The following is a 16,880-nucleotide window of genomic DNA, read 5'->3' on the forward strand; positions in this document are numbered from 1 at the left end:
AGCCCGCTCCCACAGGGATCTCCGTCGTGTACAAATTTTGTATTCGCAGGGGTCACTGTGGGAGCGGGCTTGCCCGCGATAGGGCCCGATCAGGCAGCCGAGATTTCAGAGCTGCCCGTCACGATCCCGAAAGCCCAGCAGATACAGCACGCCATCCAGCCCCAGCGTGGAAATCGCCTGCTTCGCCGACTGCTTGACCAGCGGCTTGGCGCGGAACGCCACGCCCAACCCGGCAATCGCCAGCATCGGCAAATCGTTGGCGCCGTCGCCAACCGCAATGGTCTGTTCCAGACGCAAACCTTCCTTGTGCGCCAGTTCCTTCAACAGATCCGCCTTGCGCTGCGCATCGACAATCGGCTCGACCGCCACACCGGTGACCTTGCCATCGACCACTTCCAGTTCGTTGGCAAACACGTAGTCGATGCCCAGCTTGGCCTGCAATTGCTTGGCGAAGTAAGTGAAACCGCCCGACAGAATCGCGGTCTTGTAGCCCAGACGCTTGAGCTCGGCGAACAGGGTTTCGGCGCCTTCGGTCAGGCGCAGCGAGGCGCCGATCGAATCCAGCACGCTGACATCCAGCCCTTTGAGCAAGGCCAGCCGCTCCTTGAAGCTGGCGCGAAAATCCAGCTCGCCGGCCATGGCCCGTTCGGTAATCTCGGAAACCTGATCACCCACACCGGCCGCCTTGGCCAGTTCGTCGATGACTTCGGCTTCGATCAGCGTCGAGTCCATGTCGAACACCGCCAGACGACGGTTGCGACGGAACAGTGAATCTTCCTGGAAGGCGATGTCGACGTTCAATTCCTGCGCCACGCTAAGGAATTCGGCCCGCAGCGCCTGCGGATCAGCCGCTTCGCCGCGCACGGAAAACTCGATGCAGCCCTTGCCCTTATCGGCCGGGGTGTCCAGCGGCATGCGCCCGGACAAGCGATCGATGTGGTCGATGTTCAAGCCGTATTTGGCGGTGATCGAGCTCACAGCCTGCAATTGCCCGGCAGTCACTTTGCGGGTCAATAGCGTCACGATGTGGCGTTTTTTGCCCTGATTGCCGACCCACTGCTGGTAATCCTCTTCGGACACCGGCGTGAAACGCACCTGTTGGTCAAGTTCATAGCCCTTGAACAGAATGTCCTTGAGCACCGACTGGCCTTGCTCGGTGCCGGGAATTTCAACCAGGATGCCGAACGACAGGGTGTCGTGGATCACCGCCTGACCGATGTCGAGAATGTTCACACCACCCTGGGCCAGAACGCCGGTAATGGCCGCAGTCAGACCCGGACGGTCGACTCCCGTGATGTTTATCAGGACGATTTCGCGCAAGGCGCACCCCCGCAGGTGGAAAAAAACCGCATTCTACCCACTTTCAGTGACCATCGGGCACCGTCAGCGCTTTGCCGGTCTAGGGCCTGTCGCTATACTGCGCGTCAACTCCACGGACAAAAGAGCCGAGCTCAAGTGAACCGGCCCACGCCAGTAAAAACCGATAACTTCTTTCTGCTGATCTTCCGGGCACTGCGCCATCGCCGTGTACCGATTGCATTGCGCATTGCCAGCCATAACGTGATCCTGGTCGCTCTGGCCCTGGTGATCTATGCCTGTGTGATGGGTTTGCAGTTCAAGCAGGCCATGCACGAGCAGGCCGATGCGCTGGGCGAAAGCCTGACCACGCAGACCGCCACCTCCGCCACCGAGCTGTTGGTGTCCAACGACATCCTCAGCCTCAACGTGCTGCTCAACAACCTGACCAAGAACAAGCTGGTGGCCCACGCCGCCATCTACAGCGTGGATAACCGCATCCTCGCCGAAGCCGGTCAGCGCCCCAAGCACAGCCTGCTGGGCGAAGCCGAGGGCATGTACCAGAGCAAGATCACCTTCCAGGACGTGACCGCCGGGCAACTGCGCATCAGCCTGGACATGGATCAGTTCCAGCAACCGATGACCATCAGCCTGCAAAGCATGGGCATCTTGAGTGCGATTCTGTTGGCCTTGTCCCTGGCCTTGAGCCTGCGCCTGGGTCGACACATCTCCACGCCTCTGCTGCAATTGCGCGTGTGGCTGCGCAATATCGATGAATACACCCCGGCCACTGACCGCCAGGATGAAATCGGCGACCTCGCTCGCCAACTGCACGCCAACTTCGCGCCGGAACCGGCCGAGCCGGAGCCCGTACCGGAACCGGAGTTCGACGACGTCGATTACGATGAAGAAGCCGATCCGGCCTTCGAAGTGCGCAACCTGCGCGACCCGAGTTTCGACGAGACCAAGCCTGTCGCTGCCCTAAAACCTGCGCCACGGCACATCGTCAGCACCGTCGAAGACGAGGATGACGACGAGGCGTTTGCCGATTTGCGTGACGAATCGACAACAGCGAAAGCAGTCGTCAGAGCGCCGGTATCGAACGTACCGCAACACAGCGCAGTGCTGGCCGTGCAACTGGGCGCCCAGGATCAACTGCGTCGTCTGCCCCGGGCGCGCCTGGAAGAACTGCTCAAACGCTACCGCGATTGCCTCGACCAGGCTGCTTCGCTCTATGAGGGCGAACTGCATAGCCTGAACGATGGCAGTACGCTGATGGTGTTCCACACCGAAGACAGCGGCGACGATTACCTGACCAACGCTATCTGCTGCGGCGAATTGCTGCGTGCGCTGGGCCATCAGTTGCAGATCGAGGTCGCCGACAGCGGCATCACCCTGCAATTGCAGCTGGGCCTGACCCTGGGTGATGAGCTGTTCGGTCTGAGCCAGATCGACCTGTTGCTCACCGAAACCGCCCAGGACGCCCTGGCCCTGTCGCAACACAGCCGCAATCTGCTGCTGGTGGAGCGCAAGATCAGTGACGACGCACTGATTCGCCAACGTGCGCGAATCCGCCCGATTGCCAGTCCTGAGGGTGCGTGCTGCGTGGAGCGATTGATGGAGCCTTATCCGTCGATGCTGGAGCGGCAACTGGCGCGGATGCATGAGCGTCGCGCGTAAGCCTTAAGCCCAGATGTGAAGAAGCCCGCAGACGAGTGATCGTCTGCGGGCTTTTTTGTTGCCTGTCCCGACCCCATCGCGGACAAGACCGCTCCCACAGGGTTCTCGGTTGTACACGATCACTGTGGGAGCGGGCTTGCCCGCGATGGGGCCGGGGCAGGCGCTAGAGGTTCTCAGCCTGCAGAAACAACAAAGCCCGCACATGGCGGGCTTTGCTTGGGATCTGTCCAGGCTTAGAACCTGAACACTTCCATATCTGTGCGGATCGGCGAAGCCATCGGGATCTTCGGCTGCTTTTCCTGTTCCGTCGCTGGCGCCGCAGGCTTGGCAGCCGGTTTTTTTGGCGCTTCCGCAATCGGTGGCTGGTTAGCCAACGGCTTGAGCGCTACCGACAACTGCTCGGCGAGTTTCTGCAACAACACGCCCTGAGCCTGAACCTGCGCCGCTGTACCGCCCGCGTGTTGTTCCTGCAGATGAACGATGCGGTTATCACGAACCTGACCGCGACGGTCGATCAAACGCCATTGAGCATCGAGGATTGCTGGCTGCGATTCGCCCGAGTCCAGGCGCGTAATGGTCAGCAGTACCTGAACGTCCGGCGTGAAGCCGACCGTTGCCGGTGCCAGCACCACACGCTGACTGTCCAGATGCCCCGCCACCTGACGCAGCAACAGCTGATCAATGTCGGAAGAAAGGCTGCCAGCCCAACGACCATCGGTCGAGGCCTGAAGGCTGCCATCCGGCTGTCGCTGCAACAACGTTTCACGTTGCAGGTAGTCGGCAACCGTTACCGGGCCCAGCAATACCGCCATGCCCGCACTTTGCGCAGGCTGAGCCGGGCTTCCGCTGTCCAGCTGATACAGCGACACCGGTTGGTGAGTGCTGCAGCCCGCCAGGCCAAGAACGCCGGCGAGCATCAAAATAAAAGGAAGGCGCAGAGCAGTCATCGTCCCATCCAGGTGGTTGCCACAAGGCTCACCACAGTGAAAATACTCAATAAATATGAAGAACGCTCAGCCACGCCGGCGCTTGGAAAGGCCATATCATCCGTGAATATGCGTTCCGACTCCAGCGGCAAAGCGTCGATCTACGCGTTAAATCGTAGATCGAGCGCTCTAGGACGCTTAATTGAGATTTTCGACGAGCAGCGCATCCACTCTCTGGAAGCCACGTGGCAATTTGTTACCACGACGTCCACGCTCACCTTTGTAGTGTTCGAGGTCGTCTGCTTTCAGTGACAAGGTACGTTTTCCGGCCTGCAGCACCAAAGTGGCACCCTCCGGCAGTACAGCGATGTCCGTGACATATTCTTCGCGACTGGCCACACGCTCACCGGAAATCCCGATGATCTTGTTGCCTTTGCCCTTACCTAATTGTGGCAGATCGCTGATTTTGAAGATCAGCAGGCGACCTTCGGTGGTCACCGACGCCAGCCAGTTGTTCTCACGATCCGCCACCGGGCGCGGCAGAATGACCTTCGAATTGTTCGGCAAGCTCAACAGCGCTTTACCGGCCTTGTTCTTGGCCTGGAAGTCCTCACCTTTGACCACGAAACCGTAACCGGCATCGGAGGCGATTACGTACAGCGAATCGTCTTCCGGCATCAATACGCATTCAAACGTGGCACCAGGCGGCGGTGTCAGACGACCGGTCAACGGCTCACCCTGACCACGAGCCGACGGCAACGTGTGTGCAGCCACCGAATAGCTGCGACCGGTGGAGTCGATAAACACCGCAAACTGGTTGGAACGCCCGGACGCCAAGGCCTTGAAACCATCCCCGGCCTTGTAGGAAAGCCCGGTAGCGTCGATTTCGTGACCTTTGGCCGAGCGAACCCAGCCTTTTTCCGACAGCACTACAGACACTTTCTCGTTCGGTAGCAGATCGTGCTCGGTCAAGGCCTTGGCCTCGGCGCGCTCGACGATGGGCGAACGACGGTCGTCGCCGTAGGTTTCGGCGTCCTTGATCAGCTCGGTGCGCACCAGTTTTTTCAGCTTGGCTTCGCTGCCCAGCAGGGCTTGCAGCTTGGCTTGTTCCTTGAGCAGTTCATCCTGCTCGGCGCGCAGCTTCATTTCTTCCAGTCGCGCCAACTGACGCAAACGGGTGTCGAGGATGTAATCGGCCTGGATTTCGCTGAGGGCAAAACGCGCAATCAGGGCGGCTTTCGGGTGTTCCTCAGTGCGGATGATGTGGATCACTTCATCCAGGTTGAGGTAGGCAATCAACAAACCGTCCAACAGGTGCAGGCGACGCTCGACCTTGTCGAGGCGGAATTGCAGGCGACGACGCACGGTTTGAACGCGGAATTCCAGCCACTCGACCAGCAACGCCCGCAGGTTTTTCAGCTGTGGTTTGCCGTCCAGACCGATGATGTTGATGTTGACCCGGTAGCTCGACTCCAGCTCGGTGCTGGCGAACAGGTGGGTCATCAATGCATCGTGGTCAAAATTCTTGCGTGCGCCCGGAATGATCACGATCCGGCACGGGTTTTCGTGGTCGGATTCGTCACGCAGATCAGCGATCTGCGGGGCTTTGGACGGCTTGGCCTGCATCATCGCCGCGATCTGTTCCAGCACCTTGGCGCCGGACACCTGATGCGGCAGCGCGGTAACGATGATGTCGCCGTCTTCAATGTGGTACACGGCGCGCATGCGCACCGAGCCCTTGCCGGTTTCGTACATTTTCAGCAGGTCGGCACGCGGGGTGATGATTTCCGCTTCGGTCGGGTAATCCGGGCCCTGGATGTGTTCGCAGAGCTGTTCGACCGTGGCTTTCGGTTCATCGAGCAAACGCACGCACGCCGTCGCCACTTCGCGCAGGTTGTGCGGCGGTACGTCGGTGGCCATGCCTACGGCGATACCCGTAGTGCCGTTGAGCAGGATGTTCGGCAAACGTGCCGGCAACACCAGCGGCTCGTCGAGGGTGCCGTCGAAGTTCGGGCCCCAATCCGCGGTGCCCTGGCCCAGTTCGCTGAGCAGCACTTCGGAATAACGCGACAGCCGCGCTTCGGTGTAACGCATGGCGGCGAAGGACTTGGGATCATCCGGCGCACCCCAGTTACCCTGGCCGTCGACCAGCGTGTAGCGATAGCTGAACGGCTGGGCCATCAGGACCATGGCTTCGTAGCAAGCCGAATCGCCGTGCGGGTGGAATTTACCGAGCACGTCACCGACGGTACGCGCCGATTTCTTGTGCTTGGAGTCGGCGTCCAGCCCCAACTCGCTCATCGCGTAGATGATGCGCCGCTGTACCGGTTTCAGGCCGTCGCCGATATGCGGCAAAGCACGGTCCATGATCACGTACATGGAGTAGTTGAGGTAGGCATTTTCGGTGAAGTCAGCCAGTGACCGGCGTTCTACACCGTCCAGGCTGAGATCAAGGGAGTCGCTCATGCGGGCCTCATCGGTTCGTTGTCTGGCGCAGCAGCATGGTGCCACCGCGCTGGGTAAATTCAAGTTTGTTCAGCGCGCTCATACCGAGCAGCACTTGCTGGCCATCCAGGCCTGGCACGACGATGGCGCGCACGTCGCGCAGCACAATATCGCCCAGTTGCAGGCGGTCGACGCGGGTTCGATACCCTTCGGTGCGACCGTTGGCGGTGCTCAGGGTCACCCCAAAGCCTTGTTCAAGTTTCAGCCGTTCAGCCATTTCTGCCGGGATCGCCACATCGGTTGCCCCGGTATCCAGCATGAAATCCACCGGCTGACCGTTGATCTGGCCGCTGGCGACGAAGTGCCCCTGGCTGTTGCTCACCAGTTTCACCTCGATAAAACCTTCGCCCTGCTCCGAGCTGACGACGACATTGGGATTCTGTTGTCGCGCCTCCCATTGCCCGAAAAACCGTGTCGCCAGAAACAGCGCTGCGCACCAGGCCAACACCATGAGCACCCGACCGGCGCGCTTCCCGGGCGTTTGCGGCGTCACGGTTTGGCACTCCAGCCACCTTCAGGTGCGGCAAAGCGCCAGACGATCGGGCGATACTCGCCATCCGCACGGGCACCGTCGTTGTTATCAATGCCGACCCAGGCACCGTCGGCGTCAACGATCAGCGCTTCCGCCAGGCCATAGCCCTGTGGATAACGACGGTTCTCCTGCAACGCTTCGTCGGCAAACGACCAGCAACGCTCGACCTTGGCGGTCACCGCGTCACGGCGACAAATTTCGAACGCATTGCGCTCAAGGGTAAACAGCTTGCCGTTGAACAACGACAGATCGGCAAAATCCCGCGACACCGCTCTGGCCTTGGGAAATTTTGCCGGCTGCATTTCCATCCCGGCTTCACTCAGCAGCACACAGCCGCCGTCGCAATCCCAGACCGTTTGCTGGCGCTTGATCAACAGCAGACCACGGCGCTCACGCTCGGCGGCCAACCATAACTGGTCACCCGCCGGATTGATCGCCAGGCCCTCGAACAATGCATTGAAGTGCAACAACATGCCGCTGGCACGCGCCTCGCGAACCAGCATCGGCGAAATCTTCAGCCACGACGTTGGCCCAACGGGCGGCACTTGCAGCACCGCCGCATGGGCCTCGCTGACGATGTAGCGATTGCCGGCGCTGTCGCAGGTGATACCTTCGAAATCCAGGTCCCCGCCGCGCACAAACGACGCCGCCCAGGTCCGCGAACGCAAACCCCAGGGCAAACCGCTGTCCGGCACTGGCGGCACACCGATGCGCACGGTTTGCGCCTGCCAGACGGGGTCGCGGGTTTCCAGGCGGTAGATCTGATCGTCGTCGCGATCGGAAACCGTCCACAAGTCCTTGCCACACTGCGCCAGCCCCGACAGGTTGCCGCCGCGCATGCCCTCGACGGGTTGCTCGGACAACAGGCGCAACTCCGGAGCCGGTTCGGCAAACGCCGAAATGGAGGTCAGGAGCAACGCACACGCCAGGGCAAAGCCAACCCGCATCAGCCAAGAACCTCGGCCAGGTTGCCTTTGGATTCGAGCCAGGATTTACGATCACCGGCGCGCTTCTTCGCCAGCAACATGTCCATCATTTCCGAGGTCGCTTCGTAATCTTCCAGCGTCAACTGCACCAGGCGCCGGGTGTTCGGGTCCATGGTGGTTTCGCGCAGTTGCGGCGGGTTCATTTCACCCAGGCCTTTGAATCGGGTGACCTGCGGCTTGCCGCGTTTTTTCTCGGCCACCAGACGGTCGAGAATGCCGTCACGCTCGGCTTCGTCGAGGGCGTAGTAAATCTCTTTGCCGAGGTCGATACGGTACAGCGGCGGCATCGCGACGTAGACGTGACCGGCATCCACCAACGGGCGGAAATGCTGGACGAACAGCGCGCAGAGCAGCGTGGCGATGTGCAGACCGTCGGAGTCGGCGTCGGCGAGGATGCAAATCTTGCCGTAACGCAACTGGGCGATGTCCGCCGAGCCCGGATCGACACCGATGGCCACGGCGATGTTGTGCACTTCCTGGCTGGCCAGCACTTCGCTGCCGTCGACTTCCCAGGTGTTGAGGATCTTGCCGCGCAACGGCAGGATCGCTTGGAACTCTTTGTCCCGTGCTTGTTTGGCGGAACCACCGGCGGAGTCACCCTCGACCAGGAACAGCTCGGAACGCATCGGGTCCTGCCCGGCGCAATCGGCGAGCTTGCCCGGCAGTGCCGGCCCCGCCGTGATGCGCTTGCGTTCGACCTTCTTGCTCGCCTTCAGTCGACGGCCGGCGTTGTTGATCGCCAGTTCCGCCAGGAGCATGCCGGTTTCCGGGTTGGCGTTGAGCCACAGGCTGAACGCGTCTTTGACCACACCGGAGACAAACGCTGCCGCTTCACGGGACGACAGACGCTCTTTGGTCTGGCCAGAGAATTGCGGCTCCTGCATTTTCATCGACAGGACGAAGGCAATGCGTTCCCAGACGTCTTCCGGCGCCAATTTCACGCCGCGCGGCAGCAGGCTGCGGAATTCGCAAAACTCGCGCATCGCATCGAGCAAGCCCTGACGCAGACCGTTGACGTGCGTACCGCCCTGGGCCGTCGGGATCAGGTTGACATAGCTTTCCTGCACGCTGTCGCCACCTTCCGGCAACCACAGCAGCGCCCAGTCGACCGCTTCTTTGTTACCGGCCAGACTGCCGCAGAACGGCTCGTCCGGCAGGCGTTCGAATTCGCTGACCGCGTCCACCAGGTAGGAGCGCAGGCCATCTTCGTAATGCCATTCGACTTTCTCGCCGGTGGCCTTGTCTTCAAAACTGACCAGCAGACCCGGGCACAGAACGGCCTTGGCCTTGAGCACGTGCTTGAGGCGGCTGATGGAGAATTTCGGTGAGTCGAAGTATTTCGGGTCCGGCGCGAAGAACACGCTGGTGCCGGTGTTGCGCTTGCCGACGGTGCCGATCACTTCCAGATCGGTCTTCTTGTAACCGTCAGCGAAAGTCATCTGGTATTCGTTGCCGTCACGCTTTACGCGCACCCGGACTTCGGTCGACAAGGCGTTGACCACCGAAATACCCACCCCGTGCAGACCGCCGGAGAACTGGTAGTTCTTGTTGGAAAACTTGCCACCAGCATGAAGCTTGGTGAGGATCAGCTCGACGCCGGACACACCCTCTTCCGGGTGAATGTCCACCGGCATGCCACGCCCGTCATCGCTGACTTCCAGGGAGTGGTCGGCGTGCAGGATGACCTGCACCGAGGTCGCGTGCCCAGCCAAGGCTTCGTCGACGCTGTTGTCGATGACTTCCTGGGCGAGGTGGTTCGGCCGACTGGTGTCGGTGTACATGCCGGGGCGTTTGCGCACCGGGTCGAGGCCCGAGAGGACTTCGATGGCGTCTGCGTTATAAGAGCTAGCGCTGGGAGTGGCCATGGGGTCTCGTCGTCAAATGTTCTATGAAATAGAGGCGAAGGTTCACAGTGCTGTGAAATCGATCGTCTGATACAAATCTGCGCCGATACCGGCAAAACTCAGCATTGCCGGCAATTGCTCGGCAAAACCCTGGAAACTATGGTCGCCACCGGCCTGGATGCGCAAGGCACAGGCTCGGTAATACTGCTGGGCGAGGCGGTAGTCCAGCGTTTCGTCGCCAGTCTGCAACCACACCTGATACCGCTGCGGGTCTTGGGGCGCCGGCACTTCCAGCTCGGCCAGGGCCGTCACGTGGTCGTGGGTCAATTCCCAGGCCTCATCGGTATACAGGTTTTTCTGCGTCCCCAGATACCCGTCGAACATCCGGTGCGGACTGACGGCAGGGTTGATCAACAGGGCTTTCAAACCAAGGCGCTCGGCCAAGTGAGTCGCATAGTAGCCGCCGAGTGAGCTGCCGACCAGCAGTGGCCGTCCCAGCTCGGCAATCGCCTGTTCCAGCTGACCGATGGCCTCGCGCGGATGGTGATGCAAGGCCGGAACGCGCAGGTGATCGCCCAAGCCCAGACGCTCCATCACGTCGATCAACTGAGTGGCCTTTTTCGACGAAGGCGCGCTGTTGAAACCGTGGATGTAAAGGATCGAACCGGACATTTGAACTCCCTGTGCGTCGGGTAAAGAAAGCGGAGTTTACAGGGTGGGGGGGGGTGTTGGGTGCCGGAGCACTTCGAAATGAATGCAATATCTGTAGGGGCAGGCTTGCCGGCGATAGCGGATGGCCAAACAACATTAGTGTCGAATGTGACGGCCCTATCGCTGGCAAGCCTGCCCCTACGGTGGATAGTGTCAGTAGCCGTTGGAGCCGTAATCGACCTGAAAATCGAACCCGGTGACGCGTTCCACGCCAGTTTCCAGCTGGCCATCCGGCAACAACCGCAACCAGCGATAGCCCGGCGCCTGTTCGCCGACCTTGAAATCCTCACTGCCCGGCTCGAACTGAATGCAGGTCGATGGTGAGGCAATCAGGCGCACGTCGTTGCGCACTTGATCGATTTCCTGATGCACATGCCCCCACAGCACCGCGCGCACCTGCGGGAACCGGTCCAGCACGGCGAACAGTGCTTCGGGATTGCGCAAACCGATGGGCTCCATCCACGCACACCCGATCGACACCGGATGATGGTGGAAGCACACCAGATGATGGCGCTCCGGGGCCTCGCTCAACGAGCGCGCCAGCAATTGCAACTGCTCATCCTGCAAATACCCCGGCACCGACCCCGGCACCGCCGAGTCGAGCAAAGTGACGCGCCAATTGCCGATATCCACCACCGGCTCCAGCAGCGCGCTATGCACCGCGGCTTCGGCCATGATCTGCGGTTCGTCGTGATTGCCGGGAATCCAGCGCGCTGGCGCATTGAGTTGCCGGGTCAGGTCGCGAAACTGCTGGTACGACTCCAGCGTCCCGTCCTGGGAAAGATCGCCGCTGGCGATGATCAGATCGATCTGCGGCTGTTGCTGCTTGACCAGTTCGATGACCTTTTGCAGGCTGTCGCGCGTATTCATGCCCAACAACGTGCCGTCCGCTTCGGCGAACAGATGGCTGTCGGACAGTTGCACCAGCAACGCCGAATCGGCGGGGGTCAATGTGGATACGCTCGGCAAGGCGTTCTCCCAAGGCTGAATCACGGGATGTGTGGAGTGCCGCAATTATGCTGGGGGACGATCAAAAGAGGAAACGCGTGAACCTGACGCAGTTCACAACAACGTCAACGAACGACTTCGTACTCGTGCCCCAGCGCCAGGCAATGGCTCAGCCATTCCCCCAGAAACATGTTCAGCTGGGCCTTTTCGTCCGGCTGGTGCATCGAGGCGTTCGGGTAAGGATAGATGCTGCGAAAGCGTCGCGCATGTTCGGCGCTGACCACTTCGGCCATGCAGGCGTCGTGATAGACCTGCACTTCCAGTTGCGGCACCGGCAACCACGGCAAGCTATGTTCCTGGCGCACTTGCAGGGTCGTGGTGTACGGACAGACTTGCAGCACTTCGAGCGCCAGCACGCCGAGCATCTGCTCGCCATGGGTCACGGCAATGCGCCGTGCCGCCGGCTCGTTGCGCATGTCTGGCAACAGTCGCATCAGGCGCGCGTAGTTGGCCTCGCAAGAGGCTTGCAGCCCCACGAGGTCCACCCTGTAACGATCGCGCAACTTGTTTACGACCATAACCCCCTCACTTCAACGCGGTTCAATGCCAGCCATTGCAAGGCAATGATGCTGGCTGCGTTGGCAATTCGTCCGTCGCGTACGGCCTGCAAGGCATCTTCGAATGCCCAGACCGTAACGCGGATATCTTCTGCTTCTTCCTCCAGCCCATGCAGGCCGCCGACCCCGGTTGTCTCGCAACGCCCCAGGTACAAATGCACGAATTCATTGCTGCCGCCCGGCGATGGAAAATACTTGATCATCGGCCACAGCGCCCCGAATACAAGCCCAGCTTCCTCCTGCGCTTCGCGGTGAGCAACTTCTTCCGGTTGTTCATCCTTGTCGATCAGACCAGCGACCAGTTCGATCAGCCATGGGTTGTCGGTCTTGCCCATGGCGCCAACGCGAAACTGCTCGATCAACACCACTTCATCGCGTTGCGGATCATAGGGCAACACGCAGACCGCATCGTGGCGAACAAACACTTCACGATTGATTTCGCGGCTCATGCCACCGGCGAACAATTCGTGGCGCAAGTGCACGCGATCGAGCTTGTAAAAGCCCTCGTAGCATTTTTCGCGCCGAACGATCTCAACGGCTGTCGGAATGGCGTTGGCAAAATCAGTCATGACAATCCTCGTTTCTACAAATCCGTTACGAGGCCGCTTTTTGTTACTTGCAACCTCGACTTCGCGCCATCCTAACGCGCCCGCGCCGTTTGATGCAGCCCCTTTCCCGTCAGCGGGATAGACGGTGAGGGCGAAACCAACTCTAATTAGCTTAGTGGCGAACTGACTGCTTCGTTGAGAGTCGAAGCGGATAACTTTTCGCCTTTCCCTGTTTTATGAAGGACGCCCATGTCGCTTTTTAAAATCGCCTCCGTGGCCGCAATCGCCCTGACCCTGGGCGCTTGCCAAAGCCTGTTCCAGCCCAACTACCGGGCGCCGCTGGAAACCACCCGCGATGCCGCAGAAACGCTAAAACCGGGCTGCACAACCCCGGACTGCCCGCTGGTGAACATCGATACGCTGCGCTTCCCCGCTGAGCCGCAGCTTGACGGCATTGTCGAAAAACGCCTGCTGCAAATGACCCGCACCTCGCCCGATGCCCCGGCGGCACCGACGCTGGCGGCCTATCGCGATGAGTTTTTGCGCACCGCCGGCCCGCGCTACAGCAGTTACTTGCAAGCGAAGGTACGTGAGCAGCATGACGGCTTGGTGATCGTTGAATTTTCCAGCTACCTGGACACCGGCGGTGCGCATGGCACGCCGGGCCGCAGCTTCATCAACTATTCGCGCCAGCAGCATAAAGTGCTGACGCTGTCCGACATGTTGCTGCCGGGGCAGGAAGAGGCGTTCTGGAAAGCGGCGCAGGTCGCGCACAACAGCTGGCTGATCAGCACCAAGCTCGATCAGGAACCGGAGTTCGTGAAGCAGTGGCCGTTCCAGAAAACCCAGAATGTGGCGCTGACCTACGGCGGGGTGATCCTCAAGTACGAAGTGAGCGCCATCGCGCCTTACGCGCTGGGCCACGTCGAACTGAAGATCCCCTACCCGCGCTTGAACGGCATTCTCAAGCCCGAGCTGTTTCCCGGCCGTAACTGAAGGCCCGGCCCAGCACCAGCTGCAGCAGCCCTGCCAGAATCAACGACGGCAGGGTTGCGCCGATGTCCGGATACAGATTGGCCAGCAAGTGATAGGTGCTCACCCCGCCCAACCAGGCAAGCAACGCCGGCCAGCGCAATGCGGCTGACGCCACTTGAGCAGAGCGCTTGCGCAAGATGAAGTGATCCACCAGCACCACGCCGAACAGCGGCGCAAACACCGAACCGATCAACAACAGGAAGTTCTGGTACTGAGCCAACGGCGCCAACAAGGCGATCAGGGTGCAGACCACGCCGATGGCCAATGCCAGGTGCTCGACTTTCAAGCGCAACAGAATCCCGCTGGAGACGGCCGCCGAGTGAATGTCGGCAAACGCGTTTTCCGACTCATCCAATAGAATCAGCAGCAGCGGAATCCCCAGGCCAGCACCGGCCAATGCCAACAGCAAGGCATTCACTTCACCGCTCGGCGCGAACGCCAGGGTGTAGGCCACGCCCAGGCTCATCAGCCAGAAATTACCGATAAAGAAGCCAATCGCCGTCCCGCCAAACACGTTTTTCGCACGTTTGCCGAAACGCGAGTAATCGGCGATCAGCGGCAACCACGACAGCGGCATCGCGATAGCAATGTCGAAGCCCACGGCGAACGACATCGAACCGTCCCCGGCCTGCGCCCACAACGCCGCCAGATCGGCTTTGGCGAACAGGTTCCAGGTCAGCCAGATGCACGCGGCCAGCAGCAGCCAGATGCCCCATTTGCGCAGGATCTGCCGCACGAAGGTCAACGGCCCGCTGACAGCCAGCAAGGTCGCCAAGGCACCGAAGAACAATGTCCAGAGCAGCGGACTGGAAAACAGACTGCCTTCGCTGAACGCACGCGCGCCGAGCAGGCTGGCAGCGTCGCGCATCACAATGATTTCGAACGAGCCCCAACCGATCAGTTGCAGCAGGTTCAGCACCGCCGGCAGGCTCGCGCCTTTCGCTCCGAGGCTGAGTTTGAGCGCGGCCATCGACGACAGGCCGGTGTCACTGCCGATCACGCCGACAGCGGCCAGCAGCAGAACGCCGACCAGCGTGCCGAGGAAGATCGCCAGCAGCGAGCCGGACAGGCCCAGGCCTGGCGCGAGCAGAGCGCCGGTCTGCAAAACCATCAGGCCGATGCCGAGGGAGAACCACAGGGAAAACAGATCGCGGCCGCCGAACACACGTTTGTCGGTCGGCACCGCGATGTCGGGGGAATAAGTGCTGGGTTGAATGCTCAAGGGTGTTATCTCAGAGGGACATTTGTTGTTGTGTTGATCGCTATCGCCAGCCTGCTGGCGATGGGGCCTGTGCGGACCCCACCTTATTCAGGTCAGATCAAACCTTCTTGTACAGCTGACTGCCTTCCTGCTTGAACCGCTCGGCCTGTTCCGCCAGTCCCTTGGCGACTTCGGCGTCGATGGTTTCGATCCGTTGGTTGGCCGCGTATTCACGGACTTCCTGAGTGATTTTCATCGAGCAGAATTTCGGCCCGCACATGGAGCAGAAGTGCGCGACCTTGGCCGAATCCTTCGGCAGGGTCTCATCGTGATACGAACGGGCGGTGTCCGGATCAAGACCGAGGTTGAACTGGTCTTCCCAACGGAATTCGAAGCGCGCCTTGCTCAAGGCATTGTCGCGAATCTGCGCGCCCGGATGTCCCTTCGCCAGATCGGCGGCATGCGCGGCGATCTTATAGGTGATGATCCCGGTCTTCACGTCATCCTTGTTCGGCAGGCCCAAGTGTTCCTTAGGCGTCACGTAGCAAAGCATGGCGCAACCGAACCAGCCGATCATCGCCGCACCGATACCCGAAGTGATGTGGTCATAGCCCGGCGCAATGTCGGTGGTCAGCGGGCCGAGGGTATAGAACGGCGCTTCGTCGCAGCACTCGAGCTGCTTGTCCATGTTCTCTTTGATCAACTGCATCGGCACGTGGCCCGGACCTTCGATCATGGTTTGCACGTCGTGCTTCCAGGCGATTTTGGTCAGCTCGCCGAGGGTTTCCAGCTCACCGAATTGCGCGGCGTCGTTGGCGTCGGCAATCGAGCCCGGACGCAGGCCGTCGCCCAGCGAGAAGCTGACGTCGTAGGCCTTCATGATTTCGCAGATCTCTTCGAAGTGCGTGTAGGCGAAGTTCTCTTTGTGGTGCGCCAGGCACCACTTGGCCATGATCGAACCGCCTCGGGAAACGATACCGGTCACGCGTTTGGCGGTCAGCGGCACGTAGCGCAGCAGCACGCCGGCGTGGATGGTGAAGTAATCGACGCCCTGCTCGGCCTGTTCGATCAGCGTGTCGCGGAACAGCTCCCAGGTCAGGTCTTCGGCCGCACCGCCGACTTTTTCCAGGGCCTGATAGATCGGCACGGTGCCGATCGGCACCGGCGAGTTGCGGATGATCCACTCGCGGGTTTCATGAATGTGCTTGCCGGTGGACAAGTCCATGATGTTGTCCGCGCCCCAGCGAATGCCCCAGGTCAGTTTCGCCACTTCTTCTTCGATGGACGAACCCAGAGCACTGTTGCCGATGTTGCCGTTGATCTTCACCAGGAAGTTACGGCCGATGATCATCGGTTCCAGTTCGGTGTGGTTGATGTTGGCCGGGATGATCGCGCGGCCGCGGGCGATCTCGTCACGGACGAATTCGGGGGTGATGATTTTCGGCACGCTGGCACCGAAGCTGTAGCCGGCGTGTTGCTGGTCCAGCAGGCCGGCGGCGCGGGCGACTTCAAGTTTCATGTTTTCGCGGATGGCGACGAATTCCATCTCGGGCGTGATGATGCCCTGACGCGCGTAGTGCATCTGCGTGACGTTGCCACCGGCCTTGGCGCGGCGCGGGTTGTTGACGTGGGCGAAACGCAGCTTGGTCAGCTCCGGATCGGCAAGGCGTTCCTTGCCGAAGTTCGAGCTGAGGCCGGGCAGGCGCTCGGTGTCGCCACGGGCTTCGATCCACGGCGAACGCACGTCGGCCAGGCCTCTGCGCACGTCGATGATCACGTTGGGGTCGGTGTACGGACCCGAGGTGTCGTACACCACCACCGGCGCGTTGATCTCGCCGCCGAAATCGGTCGGGGTCACATCGAGGCTGATTTCGCGCATCGGCACGAGGATGTCCGGGCGAGAGCCCTGAACGTAGATTTTTTGCGAGCGGGTAAACGGCTGAACCGACTGTTGATCGACTTGGGCCGAGTCACTCAGGTTCGTATGGTCTTTTAGTTTTATCGTCATCACGGGCTCTCCGAACACATCCAGGCAGTGGATTTTTGTCGGA

Annotated in this window: 14 protein-coding genes; 2 read left to right on the forward strand and 12 right to left on the reverse strand. The window is 60.6% G+C overall.

The features are described 5' to 3' along the window. Positions 1–105: 105 nt before the first annotated feature. Positions 106–1,320: a phosphoserine phosphatase SerB gene (gene serB, locus ACI77H_RS17985; RefSeq protein WP_150632397.1), complete on the reverse strand. Its 1,215-nt coding sequence runs from the start codon at positions 1,318–1,320 to the stop codon at positions 106–108. Between the two features lie 135 nt (positions 1,321–1,455). On the opposite strand from serB, the gene ACI77H_RS17990 reads away from it, so the two are divergent. Further along, positions 1,456–2,976, forward strand: a complete 1,521-nt coding sequence (locus ACI77H_RS17990) for an AhpA/YtjB family protein (RefSeq protein WP_407013088.1) — start codon at positions 1,456–1,458, stop codon at positions 2,974–2,976. 233 nt (positions 2,977–3,209) lie between these two features. On the opposite strand, the gene ACI77H_RS17995 is transcribed toward ACI77H_RS17990, so the two are convergent. The 9 genes from ACI77H_RS17995 to ACI77H_RS18035 form a co-directional block, all read right to left on the reverse strand. After that, a complete protein-coding gene (locus ACI77H_RS17995; RefSeq protein ID WP_407013089.1) occupies positions 3,210–3,923 on the reverse strand; it encodes a membrane integrity-associated transporter subunit PqiC in 714 nt (237 codons plus the stop codon). Positions 3,924–4,100: 177 nt separating this feature from the next. Further along, positions 4,101–6,368, reverse strand: a complete 2,268-nt coding sequence (gene parC, locus ACI77H_RS18000) for a DNA topoisomerase IV subunit A (protein WP_407013090.1) — start codon at positions 6,366–6,368, stop codon at positions 4,101–4,103. A gap of 7 nt (positions 6,369–6,375) precedes the next feature. Then, positions 6,376–6,900: a TIGR02281 family clan AA aspartic protease gene (locus tag ACI77H_RS18005; protein WP_407013091.1), complete on the reverse strand. Its 525-nt coding sequence runs from the start codon at positions 6,898–6,900 to the stop codon at positions 6,376–6,378. Further along, positions 6,897–7,886 (reverse strand): esterase-like activity of phytase family protein, encoded by a 990-nt coding sequence (locus ACI77H_RS18010; RefSeq protein ID WP_407013092.1) that lies wholly within the window; start codon positions 7,884–7,886, stop codon positions 6,897–6,899. Before ACI77H_RS18010 ends, ACI77H_RS18005 begins: the two co-directional genes overlap by 4 nt. Further along, a complete protein-coding gene (parE, locus tag ACI77H_RS18015) occupies positions 7,886–9,790 on the reverse strand; it encodes a DNA topoisomerase IV subunit B (RefSeq protein ID WP_150639564.1) in 1,905 nt (634 codons plus the stop codon). The genes ACI77H_RS18010 and parE overlap by 1 nt, the downstream gene beginning before the upstream one ends. Before the next feature lie 42 nt (positions 9,791–9,832). Then, complete coding sequence (locus ACI77H_RS18020; RefSeq protein WP_407013093.1) at positions 9,833–10,441, reverse strand: YqiA/YcfP family alpha/beta fold hydrolase; 609 nt, start codon at positions 10,439–10,441, stop codon at positions 9,833–9,835. 192 nt (positions 10,442–10,633) lie between these two features. Continuing rightward, positions 10,634–11,449, reverse strand: coding sequence for a 3',5'-cyclic-AMP phosphodiesterase (cpdA, locus tag ACI77H_RS18025; protein ID WP_407013094.1), 816 nt, complete (start codon positions 11,447–11,449; stop codon positions 10,634–10,636). Between the two features lie 104 nt (positions 11,450–11,553). Then, positions 11,554–12,006, reverse strand: coding sequence for a DUF1249 domain-containing protein (locus ACI77H_RS18030; protein WP_407013095.1), 453 nt, complete (start codon positions 12,004–12,006; stop codon positions 11,554–11,556). After that, on the reverse strand, positions 11,997–12,614 hold the full coding sequence (locus tag ACI77H_RS18035) for an NUDIX domain-containing protein (RefSeq protein WP_407013096.1): 618 nt from the start codon (positions 12,612–12,614) through the stop codon (positions 11,997–11,999). Before ACI77H_RS18035 ends, ACI77H_RS18030 begins: the two co-directional genes overlap by 10 nt. 228 nt (positions 12,615–12,842) lie before the next feature. Here ACI77H_RS18035 and ACI77H_RS18040 point away from each other — a divergent pair, with 228 nt between their 5' ends. Beyond that, positions 12,843–13,589 (forward strand): RsiV family protein, encoded by a 747-nt coding sequence (locus tag ACI77H_RS18040; protein ID WP_407013097.1) that lies wholly within the window; start codon positions 12,843–12,845, stop codon positions 13,587–13,589. On the opposite strand, the gene cytX is transcribed toward ACI77H_RS18040, so the two are convergent. Continuing rightward, a complete protein-coding gene (cytX, locus tag ACI77H_RS18045) occupies positions 13,558–14,850 on the reverse strand; it encodes a putative hydroxymethylpyrimidine transporter CytX (protein WP_407013098.1) in 1,293 nt (430 codons plus the stop codon). The two genes, ACI77H_RS18040 and cytX, sit on opposite strands and share 32 nt — an antisense overlap. Positions 14,851–14,947: 97 nt before the next feature. Next, positions 14,948–16,837 carry a phosphomethylpyrimidine synthase ThiC gene (gene thiC / locus ACI77H_RS18050; protein ID WP_407013099.1) on the reverse strand — a complete coding sequence of 630 codons (1,890 nt, stop codon included), beginning with the start codon at positions 16,835–16,837 and terminating at the stop codon, positions 14,948–14,950. Between the last annotated feature and the right edge of the window lie 43 nt (positions 16,838–16,880).

Source organism: Pseudomonas sp. O230 (genome assembly GCF_045447035.1).
Lineage (GTDB): Bacteria > Pseudomonadota > Gammaproteobacteria > Pseudomonadales > Pseudomonadaceae > Aquipseudomonas.

Excerpts from the sequence above, each read along its gene's own strand:
- ACI77H_RS17995 (WP_407013089.1), bottom strand. The coding sequence starts at position 3,923 with ATGACTGCTCTGCGCCTTCCTTTTATTTTGATGCTCGCCGGCGTTCTT.
- parC (WP_407013090.1), bottom strand. The coding sequence starts at position 6,368 with ATGAGCGACTCCCTTGATCTCAGCCTGGACGGTGTAGAACGCCGGTCA.
- ACI77H_RS18010 (WP_407013092.1), bottom strand. The coding sequence starts at position 7,886 with ATGCGGGTTGGCTTTGCCCTGGCGTGTGCGTTGCTCCTGACCTCCATT.
- parE (WP_150639564.1), bottom strand. The coding sequence starts at position 9,790 with ATGGCCACTCCCAGCGCTAGCTCTTATAACGCAGACGCCATCGAAGTC.
- ACI77H_RS18020 (WP_407013093.1), bottom strand. The coding sequence starts at position 10,441 with ATGTCCGGTTCGATCCTTTACATCCACGGTTTCAACAGCGCGCCTTCG.
- ACI77H_RS18030 (WP_407013095.1), bottom strand. The coding sequence starts at position 12,006 with ATGGTCGTAAACAAGTTGCGCGATCGTTACAGGGTGGACCTCGTGGGG.
- ACI77H_RS18035 (WP_407013096.1), bottom strand. The coding sequence starts at position 12,614 with ATGACTGATTTTGCCAACGCCATTCCGACAGCCGTTGAGATCGTTCGG.
- ACI77H_RS18040 (WP_407013097.1), top strand. The coding sequence starts at position 12,843 with ATGTCGCTTTTTAAAATCGCCTCCGTGGCCGCAATCGCCCTGACCCTG.
- thiC (WP_407013099.1), bottom strand. The coding sequence starts at position 16,837 with ATGACGATAAAACTAAAAGACCATACGAACCTGAGTGACTCGGCCCAA.